The following is an 18753-nucleotide window of genomic DNA, read 5'->3' as shown; positions in this document are numbered from 1 at the left end:
AAATTTAGGCATCTTTTTTATTTTAAATTATTCTTGATTTTATTTACTAATATAAACATGCCTTTTTTGCTCATTTTATGTTAATATATACTTACAGTATATATATTATATTTTTTGTGTCTTTACGTGCTTAAAAGGAGTTCAATATGATAAAAATAGAAGGAAAAGATGGTAAAAAAATTATAAAAAAGGAAATTGAAATTGAGTATATAGATTTTAATATGAACAATGTTGGAGAATTAGTAAATGAAAATGTATGTGCTTTTAAGCTTAAAGAAGTGTCACTTGATAATAATATAGAGGCTTTGCATTTTATAGGTCCAGGAGGAGGCAAATTTGAAATTTCTATAGAAAAAATTATTACTTTGTCAACTAGAGATTCTACAGTGTATATTTCTGCGTTTTGCCCAGATTTGTTTTTTTCTTATAAAAAAGAATCAATATTGAAACAAATCAATAGGGCTAATATAAAGATTTCTCCTATCTTAACTATTTTTGAAGATACAAAAAATATGGTGAGAATTAAAAGATTTATATTTCCTAGGTTTTGGACAAAATGCATGAAAATGATTTGGTTGAAAAATAATAACTATCCAGCACATTCAAATAAATTTACTGGAACTTCTACTTTTTATAAAGTTCTATACATCAAAAACATAGTTATACTCAAATACTATATTATAAAATGTCATAAAAACTATATTCATTTTACTAAAAAGCAAATATAAAAGTTTCTATATTAAAGTTTATAAAATTAGATAACATCAATTTATATATAGTTTATATGAAAGGAATATTATTTTATATGTCTATAACAATAATAAAGATACCACAATCAGAATTAAAAATAATGAAATTTATTTGGAATACAGATTATGAAATATCTTCTAAAAATATAACAAGTGCAATGGAAAATGAATACAATTGGAATGCCTCTACAACACTTTCATTACTATCAAAGTTAGTTAATAGAGGGTTTTTAGAAGCTAAAAAGATAAAGAGACTTACATACTACAATATACTTATCAAAAAAAAGGCTTACTTGCGATTTGAAACTAAATATTTCCTTTGTACTATACATTCTAATTCAATCGAAAGTTTAATCAAGTCTTTAAAAGATTGTGGTTTCATCAATGATATTTAAATAGAAATATTGAAGAAGAAAAGTAAACAAGTATTCAGTTTTTCTTCTTCAATATTTTTATAAAATACATTAGCTCATTTCAAATATGACTTCAGAATATAATAACCTTCTAAAATAAAAATTTTTCAAAAAATACCTCTAAATGCCCCATATTAGTTAAAAAATAAAACTGATTTACAGTAAATAAAAAATAAGCTGCATATGTCAGTTATAAGGAGGTATTTAGATATGAGAAGTTTAGTAAGCTATAAAGAAAGAGGAGATTATGGAAATGCTAGTTATCGTGGAAATACATCAGGTAAACTTATAGTTGATTTACTTAATGTTTATAATTCTGATTGTATTAGTGATTATATGTGTGGAAGTAATACAACTAAAGATGTAGCAGATACATTAGGAATTCAGTCTAATTGTTATGATTTAAACATGGGATTTGATTTAATGACAGATGAGATAAAGGAGCGAAATAAACTTATATTTTGGCATCCACCATATTGGGATATGTGCGTTTTGTTTCTGCACAACACTCTTGGAAACAAGAACTAAAAGCAGACATGAAATTCTTAGAATAGAAGTTCATGAACTCTATAATTGAGATTGCAGGTGAAAAACCTGAATGGTGTAAATGTAGGTACACTAGAACCTAATCCTCCGACATGCTGACCATTTCTATTAATAGTTGGTATGAAGCTCGGTGAAGTCACATAAAAATCGACCTGAGATGGTAGTTAGTAATGTGGGGTGCTATAAAATTACTATGTGTATTGGAGCTATCTGCTCGATAGCTAGGAAAAATCGTGGGAGGCACGCTTCGTAAAGTAGGGTAAATCGAACTGAAGATTTATAATCCCAAAAGGGATTTCAGTCACAGTAAAGGCTTATGTTCTCCTTGTTACTGTTTATATCCAAAAAGGATATAAGTTCTTAATCCACCTACAGAGGATAAATGAATGGCTGACGGAGTAGACACGGACACTAAGGTAATATGCAAAGCTAGATTGTAGGGAACAAAAGAAGCCTGATAGATAATGTTAAACATAATAGAATGTGATGTATCTAAATAGTAGGAAATGACTATTGAAATTGGGTGGCAGCAGCCCGTAGTAGTCTGAGATGGGGAAAGCCTATTACATGGCGAAGGGGCATAGTCAATTTTATTACTTATCAATTAGTAAGTTTTGAGGAAGCCGTTGTGCGTACCTGACTAAAACCTAAACAAAAATCCGAAAGGAGGAATGTTTATGGCTCAAAAATTCAAAGCACCTGAAAATGAAACAGAATTAAAGAAAATTCAAGATATAATGTATAAAATAACATCTAAATGCATTGAAGCTAAAGAAATACCTAAGTTTAAGGGTCTAGTAGAAATAATGTCTAGTGAAGTGGTCATAATGACTGCTATCCATAATATTAAAGCAAATAAAGGTTCTAAAACTCCAGGAGTTGACCGAAAGGTTATTGATAAAGATTACTTGCAAAAAGATTACTATAAAGTTATAACTGATATTCAAGATAGTTTTACAAACTATAAACCTGATATGGTAAGAAGAAAATGGATTCCTAAACCAGGAAAACAAGAAAAACGACCACTTGGTATTCCAACTATTAAAGATAGAGTCATCCAGGAATGTGTAAGATTAATCATTGAACCAATTCTCGAGGCTCAATTTTTCCAACATTCTTATGGATTTCGTCCTTGGCGAGATGCTCATATGGCTCTAGAAAGAATTAAAGACCAAGTTAATAGAGTTGGTTACTACTGGATAGTTGAAGGAGATATAAGTAAATTCTTTGATAATATTAACCATACAATATTACTTAAAAAATTATACCACATGGGTATAAGAGATAGAAGGGTACTAATGATTATCAAAGAAATGCTCAAAGCTGGAATAATGGATGAATGTAAGAAAAATAAACTAGGAGCACCACAAGGTGGCATCATAAGTCCTATTCTTGCAAATGTCTACTTACATCAAATGGATAAATGGATTACTAAGGAATGGGAAAACAAAACTACTAAAAATAACTACTCTAGTAAACGTAATCAATATCAATCTTTACGTAGATATTCAAAACTTAAGCCTACATATTTAATAAGATATGCAGATGATTGGATACTCTTAACTGATAGTAAAGAACATGCTGAAAAATGGAAATATAGAATTTCAAAATTCTTAGAGACTAATTTAAAGCTAAAACTATCAGATGAAAAAACACTAATAACTAATATTAAAGAGAAACCAATACATTTTGTTGGATTTACCTACAAAGTAATTAAAGAGCCTAAAATGCGAAAAGGATATAAGCCAGTTGTAAAACCAAAGCAAGAAAGAATTGATAATAAAATGCTAGAGATTATTCAAGACATTAAAATATTAAGACTATCAATGCATAAAGAAGATTTAATTGTACGTATTAGCAAAATAAACAGTAAGATAAGAGGTATTATAAATTATTACAGTGCAGCCAATATGGTATATTTCAGTTTAGCAAAATACCATAGAAGATTAACAACAGTTGCAATGAATTCACTAAGGCGAAAAGGAGTTATCTTTAAGCCTGCACATGAAGTAAATAATTTAATAGCATTGCATTCCAATTATTCAACATGGATACCAGCAATAAAACTACCCAATGAACAATTCATAGGTATAACATCACCAGCATTTTGTAAATATCAGAAAATTTATAATAAGAATCAGGATGAAACACCATTTTCTAGTAAAGGAAGGGAGTTGCATTTCAAAAGAACATGTAAGCAACTGCCTTTGGCAAGAATGGAAGAAATCTTACAAGCTCCTGATATTCTTAAATTTAATAAGTATGGTAAGTCCAAAGAAATCTATAATTATGAGTATTTCATGAATAGAATGTATGCTTTCAATAGAGATAAGGGAATATGTAAAATTTGCGGAGAACCTATAATAAATGGAGATAATTTTCACTGTCACCATATAAGCAAAAACCTTCCTTTATCACAGATAAACAAAGTTCAAAACCTATTATCTACACATAGTAAATGTAATAAGCTAATACATGAAAATATAAGCCAAGATGGATTTTCAGATAAAGCAATCAAAAACGCAATAAAATTTAGGAAAAAACTAATTGTTGATTAAATAAAATTGATGGAACGCTGGATGCGATGAAAGTCGCATGTCCGGTGTGAAACAGGGGAAAACAACTCTTAACAGGTAATGCTGAAGATGATTGTTACCTATTGTTATTATTAAATATAGTGGATATGTTTATGGAAATACTCCATTAAAAAATGATTTATCTCACATTAAAGACTATTCTCTATTTATGAAAAAAATAAATTATTGTTTATCAAAGCAATTTGCATCATTAGAAAAAGGTGGTAGACTCATAATTCTTACAGCTGATATAAAAAAACAAGGAAAACTATATTCTATGTTACTAGATATGGATAAAATAGGAACTTTGGAACAAATAATTGTAAAAGAACAAAATAATTGTCTTAGTGATACAAAATCTTATAAAAAAGAAAATTTCATAAGGATAGCTCATGAAACAGCAATAGTTCTTAGAAGGGATTATTCATATACATTAGATTTTTCAATAGTACAAAAAGGTACTTGTGACTTAAGAAATAGTATGAGCATAACTTGGAAAGACTTGGTTGCTACAGTAATAGAGAAGTTAGGAAAAGTAGCAAAGTTAGAAGATATCTATAAAGAAATCGAAGGTCATAAAAAATGTAATTCAAATAAATATTGGAGAGAAAAAGTTAGACAAACACTTCAAATAAATCATATTTTTATTAGGCAAGAAAAAGGTGTCTGGGCAATGTCATAAATTTTGATTTTTAAATTTATAGGAGGTACTTTTATGGCTGAAAGTTTAAAAATAAATATAAAATATTACAACAAAATCATAGATAGATACATAGAAACTTGCACATTAAACGAAGAAATTTTTAAATTTGGGGCTTTTATAGATAATAAAAAGCTATATCTTTCTCCTACTGATAGAGATCTTGATACAAGCATGTATAATGATTTCGAGCTATTTCACAATTTATTTAATAAGTATAAAACTCATCAAATATCATTATGTGAACTAAAAAATGCTATTAAAAAGCGTCTTCATTCATTACTTTATTACTATAATACAAGACAATATAATGTATCAAGTATAATATCTAGCTTAAAACATATGGTTGGTAAGATATATACATATGATATATTTATTGAGGAGGTAAGAGAAACTATTGATTTTTGTATTGGGATTTTTGAATGGTCAGAAGAAACCCCTAATTCAATTTTATCTGAATTAGAAAATGGTTTTTGTATTCGTGATCTTTATAATAACCAAGAAAATCTACAGATCAGTTTTATTCCAAAGATAATACATCCTGATTTTCCTTCAGAATCTTTAATAGAAGTTACTGAAGTTTCCTTATACTAAATTAATTATTTTATAAAATTGATATTATAAACTTTAAATAAAAAAGCTATATTCTATGAGAGTAATATTTTCTAGTAATATAGCTTTTTTGATTTTTTATTTTAAATTGTCCATACAAATTTTCAGGTACTTTCTTTCCTCATCTGTTAATTGCTCACAGGTCATTAATGAATCTAATAGACTTTCCAAAGAACCATTATGGACATTATCAATGAATTCTTTAGTTTCAAATTTTGCATATTCACTCTTTATAACTGTAGGTTTATAATATGTATACCTTTCAATTTTTTCTGAGCTTAAAAAACCTTTTTTAATTAATCTTGATAGTAGTGTTAATGTTGTAGTTTGTTTCCATCCATATTTTTCATACATAGCATTAGTAGCATTAATTGATGCTATTTTAGTATTTGAATCCCAGATAAACTTCATTACTTTTAGTTCTGCTGGTGCTATTTTTCTTGTTATCATACTATCCATTCCTCTCATACCTTCTTGGAAATATATTTTTTCTTCTTTATTTTTTACTAAACTTAGTAAATGAATAATCATTTGCTAAATCTCTAAAAGCCTTTTTTCTAAGTATATTTAGTTGCATATAGTCAGGGTTATTTAAAATAAACTCTTTATCTGATTCTATGTCTATATTCAAGGTATTTTTTTCATTTCTAGATTTAATTAGATTTCCATTTCCATCACAATCAATTAAAAATAAAAATTTACCAACTTGTACTATCTTAAAAAGCTCATATAGTCCACATTCTTCCTTATCTACAGATAAAAGCATATCCCCTATTTCTAAAGTATCCAACTTAACACCTGTTTCATTTTCTATGCTTTCTTTTAATAACTTTAAGCTCTCTTTGTTATTTTTCATAATATCACCCTTTATATTATTTTTACTAAATCTCTAACTGTTCAACCATACTTTTTCTCCTTTCTCTTTATTGACAATTACAACTTGTGTTTTTTTACTAATAAATAGCTATTTTTTTATCTCTTAACAAATATGGTTCATTTTAAAGATTTTTTTGAAAATAAATTAATTGATATGTTCCTTTTATGTTTTATATTAATAATTTAGTATATTATCTTGCATATTCTCCCATTTTAACCTTTTAAACGACCAGTTATGCGAAAATATTGACTTTTCAGAAAATTATTGTTAACATCTAAGTACAATTATTTTTATATATACAAATGTTAGGAGGATATATGAAAAAATTAATATTACTATTTTTATTAATTATAATAATCACTGCTTGTTCAAAATCTGATGATGAGGAATATAAGTATGCTACTATTAATACCTCTATGGAAAATAGCTCTGTAATTTCTTTATATGATTCAGAAGGCAATTATAAAGGTAATAAAAAAATAAAATATGGAGGAATAATATTAACAGGATTCAAAACAACAGGTGATGATACCAAAGAAAACATTTACTATACAGCACCTGCAACTAACAATAAATCAAATGACTTTGTTCTCCAAATAAACAAAGATACATTAAAACCTAAAACTATAATCTCATCCAAAGGTAATAATCCAACTTTTTTTGTATCTGATCAAAAAAATATCTACTCAGGATCATCTAGTCCAGACGAAGTTTTTCTTTCTAAAACAAATTTAAAGTCCAATGAAATATTAAAATCAACAATATTTAAAAATCTAGGTGTAGGAATAGTATTAGTTGAAAAAAATGAAAAAGTATATTTAATATCTTTTAAAGAAGTTTCCAGCACCTATAAATTAATTTTATCAGTTATAAATAAAGAAAATTTAAGTATCGAGAAAACTATTGATATATCAGATGGAAGTTATGCAACAAGTGCAAAAATTATAAATAACAACCTATATATATTAAAAAATAGAGATGGTAATGATATGCTTTCAAATAAAATTATAAGAGTTAATCTAGATGACTATTCATCTAAAATCATTGAATTACCCTTTGATAACTTATCTCAGATACTGGCTGATGAAAATTATCTTTACATAACTGAAAGCAGTTCTTTAGGTGAAACAACTCAACATAGAGTAGCTAGGTTAAATATAGATAGTTTAGAAATAAATCAATATGATACTGAAAATGAGCATATTTCAAGCTGTATAAATAAAGATGAATTTTTATCTTCTAATGGAGAAGAAATCTATATTTATAATTTAGGTGATTTTAAATTGAAGAAATCTATTAAATTAAAAAAATATGAGAATAAGACTTTTGTATCTTTTTTTATTAATAATTAACTGTTCTTTTGAATGGTTAAAATATATAAATACAAGGAGATGTGAACTATGAAAATTAAAAATTACGTTTCAGGTGTTTTAGTATTAGGCTTAATTCTTATCAATTCTAGCATGTTATTATTCGCAAATGAAGTCCAACATAATGAAAGTCAAAGTGATGAAGCTATAATTCAGAAACAATTAGATGGATTTAAAGAAATAGACCAAGAATTGCATAAAAATGGAATACAAAGTACAGATAAAGATCCAAATCTTACTAAAGCAACATCAGGTACATATCCAACAAGAATAGGTGCTATACTTGTTACTAAAGATGGATCATCAGGAAAACTTATAGGTCATGCAGGAATAGTTCATACAGCTAAAACTACAGTTGAATCTTTCTCTGATGGTGGAGTAAAAGTATATAATAATAATTGGCGTGATAGATATAATACTATTTATGGTTTAGGAGTAGGAAGTACTACAGCAAATCAAGATAAGACTGCTGCAACATGGGCATATAATAAGAGAAATTCTCCATATAACTGGATATTTGAGCAACCAGAACTTACAAATGCGTTTTATTGTTCTCAATTAGTTTATAAAGCATATAAATCAACAACAGGTGTTAATTTAAATTATGGAGGAGGAGCTGTATTTCCATATGATTTAGTAAGATCAGGAGAAACATATACTTCTTATACTAAAGGTGTTTAATTCATTACAATTTTATCTTAATATATAAAAATAAATAATTAGTCAGATAATATGTTCCTTTTATGGTAGATAGCTTAAACAAAACTACTATCATTAAGGGAACATATTTTTTATTAGAGAATTTAAATTTATTTCAAAAATAGTTAAATTTTATACCATATTATATGTAATAAAAAATTTAAGCATAGTTAATGCATATAAAAAATAAGCTATACATGTTAGCGATAAAGGGGGAATTTTCTTGATTAAAGCAAAAAAATTAAATAAATATAATATACTTTACATTGTAAATATTCTTAAAAAATTACGTATAAGCACTTACCTATTAATACCATTATTATTTTTTTTATTAGTTTTACCAAAACAACTAATTTACATTTCTATATTAACTTTATTATTTTATTCAATTAGCAAATTATATGAAAACAAGCCTTATAAATCTATTGAAGTTGATACTGAACCATTCAATAATGTTGAAACTACCAATGAATCTCATGAATCTAAATTTAAAGATACCTTATTCATCAATCAGATAATTGATAAAAAAGAACATTGTATATTACATAATTTTAAAGTGCATTGGAAAATCTATCTTGAGGAAATGGTTATAGATATAACTACTGTAAAATTATTTTATTATGATAATGGAACTATAGCAAAAATATGTGTATTTGATAATAACATAGACATATATTTTAATGATAAAATAACACTTGAAACGCTTTATTATAAGCTACAAGAATGCAGTTCTTTTTCAGATCTTACATCAATTTAAATCTATTTAGATAAAGTAATGTAAAGTCAATAAATTTTGATGGTATTAACTTTATAAATATACTTCAAGAGAGGAAATAGTTATTCAAGAATATAGACTAGATGTTCATTCTATATTAAAAGAATTTAAATTATGATATTAAAAAATAATTTTCAAAATTAAAACTGTTATTAAGTGATTATAAATCATTTTAATAACAGTTTTTTTATTTCTTATAAAAATTTTCAAAAAAGACTTCTAAATGCCCCATATTATATATGAATTAAATCAAAGCTATCTTCTAGCACTAAAAAAATAAGCTGTCACTATCAGCATAACAAATAAAAAGGAGGTTTTTTTAATGAAATCAAAATCTTTATTATTATCTTCACTCTATCGAAAAGATTTAGGTGAGATATTTAAAAACTTTAATGAGATTAACAGACAAAATATTTTTAAGACAAAAAAAATTTTATTCAATTTAGGATTCCCAGTAAGATATCCAGCTAAAGCAAACACTATATTAAAAAAATTAAAAATTAAAGAGAATAATATAGAAAAAGAAATTGCTTTATTTTATTCAAAACCAGACAATTCAAATGATATTATTACCATTACTAAAGAAAATACCATAAAAATACTTATGGAAGATGGTAATATCTTTGGGGTAAAAAAAATTCTATTCTATTTAGGATTTAAAGTAAATCACTCTAATAATACAGACATTAAATTTAGAAAAACTATATTTAAAAAAAATGCTGAAAAAAAATCAGCTGTACTACTTTATTTAAAATCTAGTAGAACAAATGGAAATATCATAATTTCTAAAGAAAATGCTTTAGGACTTTTGGACGAAGAAATCCATCTTGTAAAATGTATAAATTGTGGTCATTATGATGATTCACTGTATGAGCTATTAGGATTCAATATGCCTTGCTGTGATTTTATTAATAAAACAATTAATAATTGTATGAATTTTCATAAATGTAATTATTATTATGAAAATAAACTAAAAAAATCAAATTATAAAAATTAGGAGTGATTTATATGATTAATTTTGATGAACTACAAAAAAATTTGGACTCCCAAATAGAATTATCAGGAGATGATATATTAATAAGAAATTTATTAGAAATGTGCTCATCCCTTCCAAAAATTAATGAGAAAGTATTAAAAAAGATACCATCAAGAATTTTTGTTAAAGTATCTTCTATGCTATCTATAGATAATGTTGAAGAGAACCATATTATAAATGACATGATTGAATTTGAATATTTAAAAGAAAACTTATCATCAATTCCTCAATCTACTGATGAAGAGGAGGAAATATACTAATGTTTAAACATATTGGCCAATCTGAGAAAAATATATTGATGTATAATCTAAAAGAACTTTCAAAAATAAAGATCTCTTTCAAAGAAAATTATATCAATACAAAACAATTTATTAATATGAAATTATCATTTAATGATGCTTTAGATTTTTATATTAGTTTATTAAAATCTAATAATTGTTATTGTTGTGTAAATAGAAATAAAATCATCTTACAATATCTAAAAAACTTTAATATGATAAATACAAATATTATCAACATTATTCTTAAAAGCACTAGTGATATGATTTCAGAAGTTACTCAAGATGAAAATGCATTTGAGTTAGTTGAAGAATTATTTAATACACTTGAAAGCTTCTGTAATATTAATCATATTTTTACTAGTTATTATGATCTAATCACTTCTCGTTATGAAAAAACTCTTATGTACAATGATACTAATATGTATAAAATATTTGAAGATATTATTTTGTATATAGAAGATTGTTTAGAAATTAGTTCCAAAAAAATCGAAGATACTTATACATTTCATGATGAATTTTATTCTTATTTTACTAATGATATCATGGTTATAGCTATTAATATTGCTATAAAAAATAATATAATATCACTAATAAAAAACCTGTTTATAGATGATTATGGTGATGATTGCTATTGTTCAAGCGGATATACTTTTTTACGTATTTCTACAAATACTCTGAGTAAATCAGGAATTAGAACTGATGTTTTTATATTGATTTTATTAAGTATCTTGGAGGAGAGATATAATGAAAACTATATTATTTGAATTAATAGAGAATAGTAACACAGTTAACCTTATAGAAAATAATAATGGAAGAAAAAGAGTTAAAACATTGCTTGTCTCAGATTTTATAAGTAGTATACTCTCATCTTCTGAATTAAAAAACCTGTCAGATATACCTTTCTTCAGTCCTATATATCAAGAAAAAGATAACATGAAACTTATTCAGACAATTCAATTAAATAAAACAACAAAGATCTATATTATACTTCGAGAGGAACTATCTGCTCCTATGAGTTTTGGTAAAGATTTTTATAGTGATATAGGTATGCCAAATTTATTGTTTGCAATAAAAATTGTTAATAATATCTTTAGTAAATTATATGTATCAGTATCCAAGACAAAAAATATAAATGAAAATACTCAATTATTTATTTATCCATTTTCAAATGTATATAACAATGGAAATGTTTGTTTAGGTTCTAATCAAATTAATTTAGATTTCAACAAAATAGAAAATATTTTTCTAGTACCAAATATCTTTTTTAGCATGGCAAATACTATTGACTACTTTTCTGTAGAAAATAACACACAAAATCTAGATTATTTAGAATTACTAGAATATCTAAATCATAAACAATTTGACAGTAATCTATTAATTAAAAATTATACTTATAACGAATGGACCAAAAAACTTATTCAAAATAAATTATAAATTGGAGGTAAAATGTGATTTTAATATGTGGAAAAAATAATTTCAAAATAAAACGTAATTCATTAAATATAAAATACACTAATGATAAAGGAAAAATTATAGAAGAAGCTGTCAATGCAAATAGACTCTTTGACTTATATGTTTCTTGTGAGAAGGCTATGTTATTTGAATTATTAGATAATCAAGGTAATTATTTAGAATTTATCATTGAAGACATAGAGAATCTCTCAGAATATTTAATTAATGAAAATTCTAGTCTAAATTTATATCTATATTGTGCAGATTTAGAAAAAACACCTATAATATCAACAAAGAAAGAGCTAAAAGAAATAGATAAAAGAAATGTATGTGTTATAAAAGAAGAAATTACTGAAAATACCAAACTTAAAATTATTTCTTTTCCTAAAAATTGGACTAGAAAAATGCAACAATTTTGGTTAAGAAAAAACAAGTATCCTATAGTAACAGAATATTATAATTTTACTTATGATTGTTTCTTAACTCAATATTTAGCATGTTTTGTTAAATATAAAAAAAATATTGTAAGCCTATATTGGTATTCTCCTGAAGATTTATTTAATCCTCAGCTTTTTAATAAAAAATTTGCAATGAAGATAATTAATTAATACATTTATGGAGGTAAATAAAAATGAATTTTACAGAATTATTTAGTAAACAATTAAAAAATTTAAATGAAAAACCTAAAGAGGACAAAAACAATACACCTAGTATAAATGATAATAAAAATAATACAGGTAATGTAAATAAATACTTAAAGCTTGAATCAGAATGTAAAGAATACACAAAGATTATAGTAAAAGTGTTTGGTAAAGTTATAAAAGAAATAGACAATGAAGAAGATATAGAAAATATAAAGATAAAAGGTCTTACAGAAGAAGTACTTTATACTTTTGGATACGAGGAATTGGGTAAATCCCCTGATTGGAGATTGGAACCTAGTCATGATAAAATAGTTGCTTATTTATCTGCTACATATAGCAACTTTAAAAATAAGGGGTAGTACTATGATTTCAATAATAATAGTTGGATGTGGAGCAACAGGAAGTCATTTAATTACATTGCTATCTCAACTGGCCATTTCTGAAAAAAAAATTGATGAAATTATACTCATTGATGGTGATATAGTTGAATCTAAAAATTATCGTAATCAAAAGTTTACTTCTAAAGATTTAGGTATAAATAAAGCAGAGGTCCTTTCAAATAGATATAATAAATTAGGTATAAAAGTATCTTTTATTGATGAGTATTTAGTTGATAAAAAACTTGTTGTAAATTTAATTAAAAATTCTTTAAATGATTTTATACTTATTGGATGTGTTGATAACAATAAAGCACGTATCGTTTTAAATGATGTATTTTATGATAGTTGTATTAATTCTCTAGTTTACATTGATACTGGTAATGGAGAAGGAGATGAAAGAACTGGACAAACTGTAATTGGTGTTAAATGTGAAAATAACATAATACATCCACCTGTTTGCAATTATTTCCCAGAGATTTTGACTTCAAAAGAAGAGGTTAAAAATGAAACATATTCCTGTTCTGAAATACAAAAACATCCCCAAAATTTTGCAACTAATATTCTAAGTGCTACAACTGCTTTCATAATAACAAATAATATCATTTGCTTAAATAAATTTAATAAAAATTTATTTGTATTTAATTCAGATACAGTTTCTATTTTATAAAATAACAAATAAAAATAGCACAAACAAAGAAGCTCTTAAAGGCTTCTTTGTTTATATTATTATACTAGGAGGTAAAGCAATTGCTTAAACATATTGGATATACTGAAAAAATTGCTTTTAGAGAATTTTTTAAATTTCTTTTAAAATATAAAAAAATATGTATGAATTTAGACTTAGATATTATTAATCATACTTTCCAATTAGATGAACTTATAAAATATTATTCAAAAAAATTTTCAATAAATTATATGTTCCATGAAATATATAGTTTAGAATATTTATATATCTGCAAAACAGTATTAGAATATTTTATAAAAAATAATGTAGTTCTAAAAAAAGATATAGACTTTGTTATTCAAGGTGAAATACAAAATCATTTAGAAGATTATTTTGACTTTTGCGATGATTATTGTTCATCAAATTATGATTTAGATATCATTGTTAATTTATTTAAAAATTTCGAGAAGTTTTTTAAGATAAAGTTTTGTTATGAATCACTTAGTCATTTAGGTGTTGAACACATGCCATCTAGTCATGAAGATTATGAGATATTTAAATCTTTCATTATTGCTTTAGAGGATGATATAGGCGAGAATGCTACACATGATGATTTTTTTTCAAATTATAAGAATGATTCTTATGTAATTGCTATTAATACAACATTTAGTAAACATATAATAAATTTAATCAATTGTTCTTTTCCTATTTTAGATGATGATTATAATAGTTGTTATATAAAAGATGGATACACATACTTCATTCTTAGTGAAATCGGATTTCAATCATATTCAATTAACATAAATAGTATTATACTTATAATTTTAGGGTATTTAGAAATTTATTTAAATAAAAGTTATAAGTCTTATTTTAACTTATAGAACTAAAAAAAGTCAGAAATGATTTTATATCATTTTTGACTTTTTTGTTAGCTATTTATTACTAAATGGTTGAATGCTTTGCTTATTCTTTTGACTAAACACCATAATATTTGAATAATTCTCTTTTATTTCTTCCATTAGCTTACCTATTTGTCTGATGTTCTTTTTAGGTTATTCTCATTTAATAAACACTTTGATAAATTGTAATATTATGGAAAAAGTAGTTGACTTTTAGACATTAGTCTAATATTATATTAATTAAGGAAGACAATTGTCTAAAAATACTATAAAAGGGGTTTTATTTTATGAATATGAAAAATATTAAAAAAACATTCGCTTTTTCTTTAGCTGTTATGTCATTATTTTCTACTAGCGTTTTTGCTGATACAATTAACATTAATACACATTCTAAACAGCCTAGTTCTTATTCAATTGATTCAAAAGCAATTAGTGGTACTACTTCATTTACAGCTAATGGTAAAAACTATACTAATCATACAGGTTGTGCAAAATTAGTTGCAGGTGTTACAGGTGCTACCACAATAACTTGCAAATCTGGATCTGTTGATAGTGGAATAATGGGTGCACATGCTAATCTATATAATACAAATGGAACTGTTGTTAAAACTACTGGTTGGAAATATAATACAAATAAAACTAGTGGATTTACAGCTACAACAGGATCAACTACTTCAAAAGGAACATATTATACAAAAGGCACTACTAAAGCTTATAATGGAAGTGGATATAAAACAGTTGGAGCAAAACAAAGCCCAATTGCAACTATGAAGAGTTTAGATATAGAGATCTCAAATGAAGAACTAAAAGAACGTCAATATTTATATGAAACTAAGAATATGATATCAGCACTTGGCGTAGGTGATATTGAAGGTTATGTATCTCTTGATGATTTATATTCTGAAGACAGTCAACCAAATACACCAGAAGAAGCTGTTGCTTATATGAATAAAATAGCAAAATCTAATGAAAAATATAAAAGTATACCTCTTTATGATAAAGATGGAGAAACTATTATAGGAGAATATCATATAGACTTATAATATACATAAAAAAACTGATAGAATTATTTTCTATCAGTTTTTTATTTTAATCAACTTTAAATCTTCCTATAATCTTCACACCTTCTTTATCATAAAGAGGTATACTTTTTTTAAATATATTAAAACTTCTTTTTCTTGTATATAAAACGGCTTCTTCTGGTGTTCTCGGTTGATTATCACAATCGTACAAATCTCTTTGTCTTACATACCCTACTTTCTTTCCTATACCTAGAGCTTGTATAAGTTCTGGCTCAATTAGATTTCCATTTGAATCTGTTACAGATGGACCATATGTCTCTCCATTTTTATTATAGCTAATCTTACCATCAGTATCTCCTAATATATTTTCATTTGGCTCAGAATTAGCATTAATAGAAAACATAGACCCAACTATTATAAAAGTTAATAAAAACTTAAAACCTAGATTAATTTTCCTTTTATCTTCATTAAACATACGATTCAACCTCTTTTTTAAAATAATATTTTTTTCATTTCGAAACTGAGATACACATGTTGAATATTTTAATGTTTTTTTATATTTTATTGTATCTAATATTAGATATGCATATTCTTCGATTTCACTTGAAGTATATTCATCAATTACAATTTCATCACAGGATAATTCACATAATTCATTAAATTGTTTCTTTAGTAAATGACAAATTGGATTAAACCAGTGTATTGTACATACAATACTAACCATAGCTTTAAATAAGTTATCTTTCCTTTTATAATGAACTAATTCATGTCTAAATATAAAGTTTAACTCTCTACTACTATATTCTTTTTCTGGAATTATTATTTTATAATCTCTTAATCCTATAATAGCAGGAGAATAAATCCCTTTAACTCTATATACTTTAAATCTTCTATTTATATTTAATTTTTTTACTTGGGCATCTAATACATTAATAATATCTGCATCCAAAACTTCTTCTTGTAAATTTTCTACATAGTTATAAAATTTATAATTAGCTTTTAGATGGCAAAAAGATATTAATATAATACCTAGTATCCAAATATACATAAATATGTCTAGATTAATACTATAACCATATGATATATAGCTATCAATACTATGTTTATAACTCTTAATTATGTTATTGTTGATAGCCAATATATTTAAATTTATTTTAGATATAAATAACATTCTAAATATTATTAAAATACACATTAAATAATAAAACTTATAACCATATCTATTTACTTTTTTAGTAAATAAAATAAACAAAAGAATTGGTACACTTATATAAATGTTTAATTTCAAAATCTCGATAAAAAGTTCCATAAGATAATTCTCCTACTTTCTTTTTTTTATCCATTTTTCAAGCTCTTTTATATCATCATCTGATATTTCATTTTCACAACCTAGTGATGAAATAAAGCTATGCATAGAATTCTTATGCATAAATTTAAAGAAATCTTTTGTTTCAAACTTCAAATACTCTTCACGTTTAACCTTAACAGTATACACAGTATTTCTACCATCTTTTTCAAACTCTAGAAATCCTTTGTCGCTTAATCGAGAAAGAACTTTTCCTGTAGTCCCTTTTGTCCATTCATGATAATCTTCCATAAAATGAGCTACTTCTCTTGCAGGTATTTTATCCATATCTTTATCCCAGATAAAATTCATAACTAACAATTCAGATTTTGGTATTTTTTTCAATTTAATCACACACCTTTAAATTTATTTTATTAGACATATGTCTAAAAGTCAATATATAAATATCATGTTATATAAATATTATATTAATACAAAGAGATGAAGTAAAAAAGTTCTATTTTTTACACTCCATATTTAATTTCTATTGTTGCGATATTGATATATAACACCATATCATTACAATTCCAGAATTTCTAGTATCTCAAAATCTTTTCGTTACTTTATAAAATCTGTTAAATGAAATGTCATAGTATATAATCAAATTTTTATTCAAAAAACTTTAAAAATTGAACCATATTGTATGTAATAAAAAAATTAGCTATTAATTAGCAACTTAAATTTAAGCTGTATAAATCAGCTACATAAAATGGGGGGAATACATTATGAAAAAAATAAATATTTCATTAAAATTATCTGAAGAGTTAGAACAAATTGTATTTGATAAAGATGAAAGAGTAAGTCTTACTTTAAAAGGTGTATTTTATGTAAATAAACTAGTAGGAGCAAGTATTTTTGAACCAGATAAAATTTATTTTGATGGAGATTATAGAGAAAATCCATATATTATTAATAATGATGATGGTTCAATTTTTAAAGTAATTTCTACCTCACTAGCAGTTTCAAATTATAATAACAATCAAATAGTAACTAAAGCAACAGTAAGTTTTAATGTAGATTCATATCTTTTAGATTCATTTGGCCATATTATTTCTGAAGATTATACAGCTGGTGAAATTTTTAAAAAAGGTACTTCAAAACTTACTGATGACAATTATGTATTGCCTATTAACTCAACATTAGAAATATGTGTAAGTTTAAAAAATACAGAAATTCAAAGAGCTTTAGGACAATATTTATTTAATAAAAATCTTGCTGATAGAAAAGCTCAATCTTTAAGCCAACGAAATGCTTTAAAAAAATTACCTCAATTTAATTGTCCAATTACTAATATAACTGGTTCATCTGGATATAGGATGGCAATTATGACAATTCCTTATTTTTATGATGATGATAAAGAAATTAAAGAAATCATCAATTGTGCAAGAACATTAAATGCTAATGTTTTAAACTGTAAACTTATAAGCATTGATAATGATGAAATCATAGATGCAGTTGATTTAGAGTATCTTAAATCTATTCAAAATTATGATGAAGAAATAAATAAAAAAGAATATTCAAATGAAAGATTAGTATTGTCAACTAAATATGCAGAGTGTAAAAAGAAGATTCCAGAAAAAATAACAAAAGCAATAAACATATTGTTCCCTGATCTCAATTTAGAAGGAGTAAAAAGCTTAAATAATAAAGAAATAAAACTTCTAATACAGTATGCAGAAACATTATAAAATAATTTAACTTATAAGGAGAAAA

At 25.0% G+C, this 18753-nt stretch carries 23 protein-coding genes; 19 read left to right on the top strand and 4 right to left on the bottom strand.

Annotated features, from left to right (window positions below; all coding sequences use genetic code 11):
• Window positions 1–146: 146 nt before the first annotated feature.
• From ACTG48_RS20850 to ACTG48_RS20825, 6 genes are all read left to right on the top strand, one after another.
• Complete coding sequence (locus ACTG48_RS20850; RefSeq protein ID WP_172693292.1) at window positions 147–728, top strand: hypothetical protein; 582 nt, start codon at window positions 147–149, stop codon at window positions 726–728.
• A gap of 77 nt (window positions 729–805) precedes the next feature.
• Window positions 806–1144 (top strand): BlaI/MecI/CopY family transcriptional regulator, encoded by a 339-nt coding sequence (locus ACTG48_RS20845; RefSeq protein WP_479918813.1) that lies wholly within the window; start codon window positions 806–808, stop codon window positions 1142–1144.
• A 228-nt stretch (window positions 1145–1372) separates the two neighbouring features.
• The gene (locus tag ACTG48_RS20840) at window positions 1373–1690 is read left to right on the top strand and encodes a hypothetical protein (RefSeq protein WP_102822257.1); all 318 of its coding nucleotides are present in this window, start codon (window positions 1373–1375) and stop codon (window positions 1688–1690) included.
• A gap of 695 nt (window positions 1691–2385) precedes the next feature.
• Window positions 2386–4266 (top strand): group II intron reverse transcriptase/maturase, encoded by a 1881-nt coding sequence (gene ltrA, locus ACTG48_RS20835; protein ID WP_158245566.1) that lies wholly within the window; start codon window positions 2386–2388, stop codon window positions 4264–4266.
• Between the two features lie 187 nt (window positions 4267–4453).
• Window positions 4454–4966, top strand: coding sequence for a hypothetical protein (locus ACTG48_RS20830; RefSeq protein WP_146026535.1), 513 nt, complete (start codon window positions 4454–4456; stop codon window positions 4964–4966).
• Between the two features lie 33 nt (window positions 4967–4999).
• Window positions 5000–5578: a hypothetical protein gene (locus ACTG48_RS20825; RefSeq protein WP_021383346.1), complete on the top strand. Its 579-nt coding sequence runs from the start codon at window positions 5000–5002 to the stop codon at window positions 5576–5578.
• Between the two features lie 96 nt (window positions 5579–5674).
• On the opposite strand, the gene ACTG48_RS20820 is transcribed toward ACTG48_RS20825, so the two are convergent.
• On the bottom strand, window positions 5675–6127 hold the full coding sequence (locus tag ACTG48_RS20820; RefSeq protein ID WP_021383353.1) for a BlaI/MecI/CopY family transcriptional regulator: 453 nt from the start codon (window positions 6125–6127) through the stop codon (window positions 5675–5677).
• Window positions 6093–6452, bottom strand: a complete 360-nt coding sequence (locus tag ACTG48_RS20815) for a hypothetical protein (RefSeq protein WP_021383381.1) — start codon at window positions 6450–6452, stop codon at window positions 6093–6095. Before ACTG48_RS20815 ends, ACTG48_RS20820 begins: the two co-directional genes overlap by 35 nt.
• A gap of 338 nt (window positions 6453–6790) precedes the next feature.
• Between ACTG48_RS20815 and ACTG48_RS20810 the strand changes: the two genes are divergently transcribed.
• From ACTG48_RS20810 to ACTG48_RS20755, 12 genes are all read left to right on the top strand, one after another.
• Window positions 6791–7825 carry a YncE family protein gene (locus ACTG48_RS20810; protein ID WP_021383355.1) on the top strand — a complete coding sequence of 345 codons (1035 nt, stop codon included), beginning with the start codon at window positions 6791–6793 and terminating at the stop codon, window positions 7823–7825.
• Window positions 7826–7873: 48 nt separating this feature from the next.
• Window positions 7874–8524, top strand: coding sequence for a YiiX/YebB-like N1pC/P60 family cysteine hydrolase (locus tag ACTG48_RS20805; protein WP_021383440.1), 651 nt, complete (start codon window positions 7874–7876; stop codon window positions 8522–8524).
• Window positions 8525–8765: 241 nt separating this feature from the next.
• Entirely contained in the window at window positions 8766–9299 is a 534-nt protein-coding gene (locus tag ACTG48_RS20800) for a hypothetical protein (protein WP_021383391.1), read from the top strand.
• Between the two features lie 340 nt (window positions 9300–9639).
• Complete coding sequence (locus tag ACTG48_RS20795) at window positions 9640–10314, top strand: hypothetical protein (protein WP_021383394.1); 675 nt, start codon at window positions 9640–9642, stop codon at window positions 10312–10314.
• Between the two features lie 11 nt (window positions 10315–10325).
• A complete protein-coding gene (locus ACTG48_RS20790; protein ID WP_021383382.1) occupies window positions 10326–10613 on the top strand; it encodes a hypothetical protein in 288 nt (95 codons plus the stop codon).
• Entirely contained in the window at window positions 10613–11398 is a 786-nt protein-coding gene (locus ACTG48_RS20785; protein WP_021383367.1) for a hypothetical protein, read from the top strand. Before ACTG48_RS20790 ends, ACTG48_RS20785 begins: the two co-directional genes overlap by 1 nt.
• Window positions 11379–12068 carry a prokaryotic E2 D family protein gene (locus ACTG48_RS20780; RefSeq protein ID WP_021383400.1) on the top strand — a complete coding sequence of 230 codons (690 nt, stop codon included), beginning with the start codon at window positions 11379–11381 and terminating at the stop codon, window positions 12066–12068. Before ACTG48_RS20785 ends, ACTG48_RS20780 begins: the two co-directional genes overlap by 20 nt.
• A gap of 14 nt (window positions 12069–12082) precedes the next feature.
• Window positions 12083–12694: a hypothetical protein gene (locus tag ACTG48_RS20775; RefSeq protein WP_021383417.1), complete on the top strand. Its 612-nt coding sequence runs from the start codon at window positions 12083–12085 to the stop codon at window positions 12692–12694.
• Between the two features lie 23 nt (window positions 12695–12717).
• The gene (locus tag ACTG48_RS20770; protein WP_021383437.1) at window positions 12718–13089 is read left to right on the top strand and encodes a hypothetical protein; all 372 of its coding nucleotides are present in this window, start codon (window positions 12718–12720) and stop codon (window positions 13087–13089) included.
• Window positions 13090–13093: 4 nt separating this feature from the next.
• Window positions 13094–13777 (top strand): ThiF family adenylyltransferase, encoded by a 684-nt coding sequence (locus ACTG48_RS20765; RefSeq protein WP_021383416.1) that lies wholly within the window; start codon window positions 13094–13096, stop codon window positions 13775–13777.
• Window positions 13778–13857: 80 nt separating this feature from the next.
• Window positions 13858–14655: a hypothetical protein gene (locus ACTG48_RS20760; RefSeq protein ID WP_021383349.1), complete on the top strand. Its 798-nt coding sequence runs from the start codon at window positions 13858–13860 to the stop codon at window positions 14653–14655.
• A gap of 305 nt (window positions 14656–14960) precedes the next feature.
• On the top strand, window positions 14961–15716 hold the full coding sequence (locus tag ACTG48_RS20755) for a hypothetical protein (RefSeq protein WP_021383434.1): 756 nt from the start codon (window positions 14961–14963) through the stop codon (window positions 15714–15716).
• A gap of 46 nt (window positions 15717–15762) precedes the next feature.
• On the opposite strand, the gene ACTG48_RS20750 is transcribed toward ACTG48_RS20755, so the two are convergent.
• A complete protein-coding gene (locus ACTG48_RS20750; protein ID WP_021383427.1) occupies window positions 15763–17004 on the bottom strand; it encodes a M56 family metallopeptidase in 1242 nt (413 codons plus the stop codon).
• Between the two features lie 12 nt (window positions 17005–17016).
• On the bottom strand, window positions 17017–17385 hold the full coding sequence (locus tag ACTG48_RS20745) for a BlaI/MecI/CopY family transcriptional regulator (protein ID WP_021383418.1): 369 nt from the start codon (window positions 17383–17385) through the stop codon (window positions 17017–17019).
• Between the two features lie 380 nt (window positions 17386–17765).
• On the opposite strand from ACTG48_RS20745, the gene ACTG48_RS20740 reads away from it, so the two are divergent.
• Window positions 17766–18728 carry a hypothetical protein gene (locus ACTG48_RS20740; protein ID WP_172693291.1) on the top strand — a complete coding sequence of 321 codons (963 nt, stop codon included), beginning with the start codon at window positions 17766–17768 and terminating at the stop codon, window positions 18726–18728.
• Window positions 18729–18753: the final 25 nt, after the last annotated feature.

Source organism: Clostridioides sp. LIBA-6822 (genome assembly GCF_056688955.1).
This window is presented reverse-complemented; position numbering and strand designations above follow the sequence as displayed.

Coding starts and splice junctions, on each gene's coding strand:
- ACTG48_RS20790 (WP_021383382.1), top strand. CDS start 10,326: ATGATTAATTTTGATGAACTACAAAAAAATTTGGACTCCCAAATAGAA.
- ACTG48_RS20780 (WP_021383400.1), top strand. CDS start 11,379: ATGAAAACTATATTATTTGAATTAATAGAGAATAGTAACACAGTTAAC.
- ACTG48_RS20815 (WP_021383381.1), bottom strand. CDS start 6,452: ATGAAAAATAACAAAGAGAGCTTAAAGTTATTAAAAGAAAGCATAGAA.
- ACTG48_RS20810 (WP_021383355.1), top strand. CDS start 6,791: ATGAAAAAATTAATATTACTATTTTTATTAATTATAATAATCACTGCT.
- ACTG48_RS20755 (WP_021383434.1), top strand. CDS start 14,961: ATGAATATGAAAAATATTAAAAAAACATTCGCTTTTTCTTTAGCTGTT.
- ACTG48_RS20845 (WP_479918813.1), top strand. CDS start 806: ATGTCTATAACAATAATAAAGATACCACAATCAGAATTAAAAATAATG.
- ACTG48_RS20820 (WP_021383353.1), bottom strand. CDS start 6,127: ATGATTATTCATTTACTAAGTTTAGTAAAAAATAAAGAAGAAAAAATA.
- ACTG48_RS20795 (WP_021383394.1), top strand. CDS start 9,640: ATGAAATCAAAATCTTTATTATTATCTTCACTCTATCGAAAAGATTTA.
- ACTG48_RS20740 (WP_172693291.1), top strand. CDS start 17,766: ATGAAAAAAATAAATATTTCATTAAAATTATCTGAAGAGTTAGAACAA.
- ACTG48_RS20785 (WP_021383367.1), top strand. CDS start 10,613: ATGTTTAAACATATTGGCCAATCTGAGAAAAATATATTGATGTATAAT.
- ACTG48_RS20840 (WP_102822257.1), top strand. CDS start 1,373: ATGAGAAGTTTAGTAAGCTATAAAGAAAGAGGAGATTATGGAAATGCT.
- ACTG48_RS20770 (WP_021383437.1), top strand. CDS start 12,718: ATGAATTTTACAGAATTATTTAGTAAACAATTAAAAAATTTAAATGAA.
- ACTG48_RS20825 (WP_021383346.1), top strand. CDS start 5,000: ATGGCTGAAAGTTTAAAAATAAATATAAAATATTACAACAAAATCATA.
- ACTG48_RS20830 (WP_146026535.1), top strand. CDS start 4,454: ATGAAAAAAATAAATTATTGTTTATCAAAGCAATTTGCATCATTAGAA.
- ACTG48_RS20850 (WP_172693292.1), top strand. CDS start 147: ATGATAAAAATAGAAGGAAAAGATGGTAAAAAAATTATAAAAAAGGAA.
- ltrA (WP_158245566.1), top strand. CDS start 2,386: ATGGCTCAAAAATTCAAAGCACCTGAAAATGAAACAGAATTAAAGAAA.
- ACTG48_RS20765 (WP_021383416.1), top strand. CDS start 13,094: ATGATTTCAATAATAATAGTTGGATGTGGAGCAACAGGAAGTCATTTA.
- ACTG48_RS20750 (WP_021383427.1), bottom strand. CDS start 17,004: ATGGAACTTTTTATCGAGATTTTGAAATTAAACATTTATATAAGTGTA.
- ACTG48_RS20805 (WP_021383440.1), top strand. CDS start 7,874: ATGAAAATTAAAAATTACGTTTCAGGTGTTTTAGTATTAGGCTTAATT.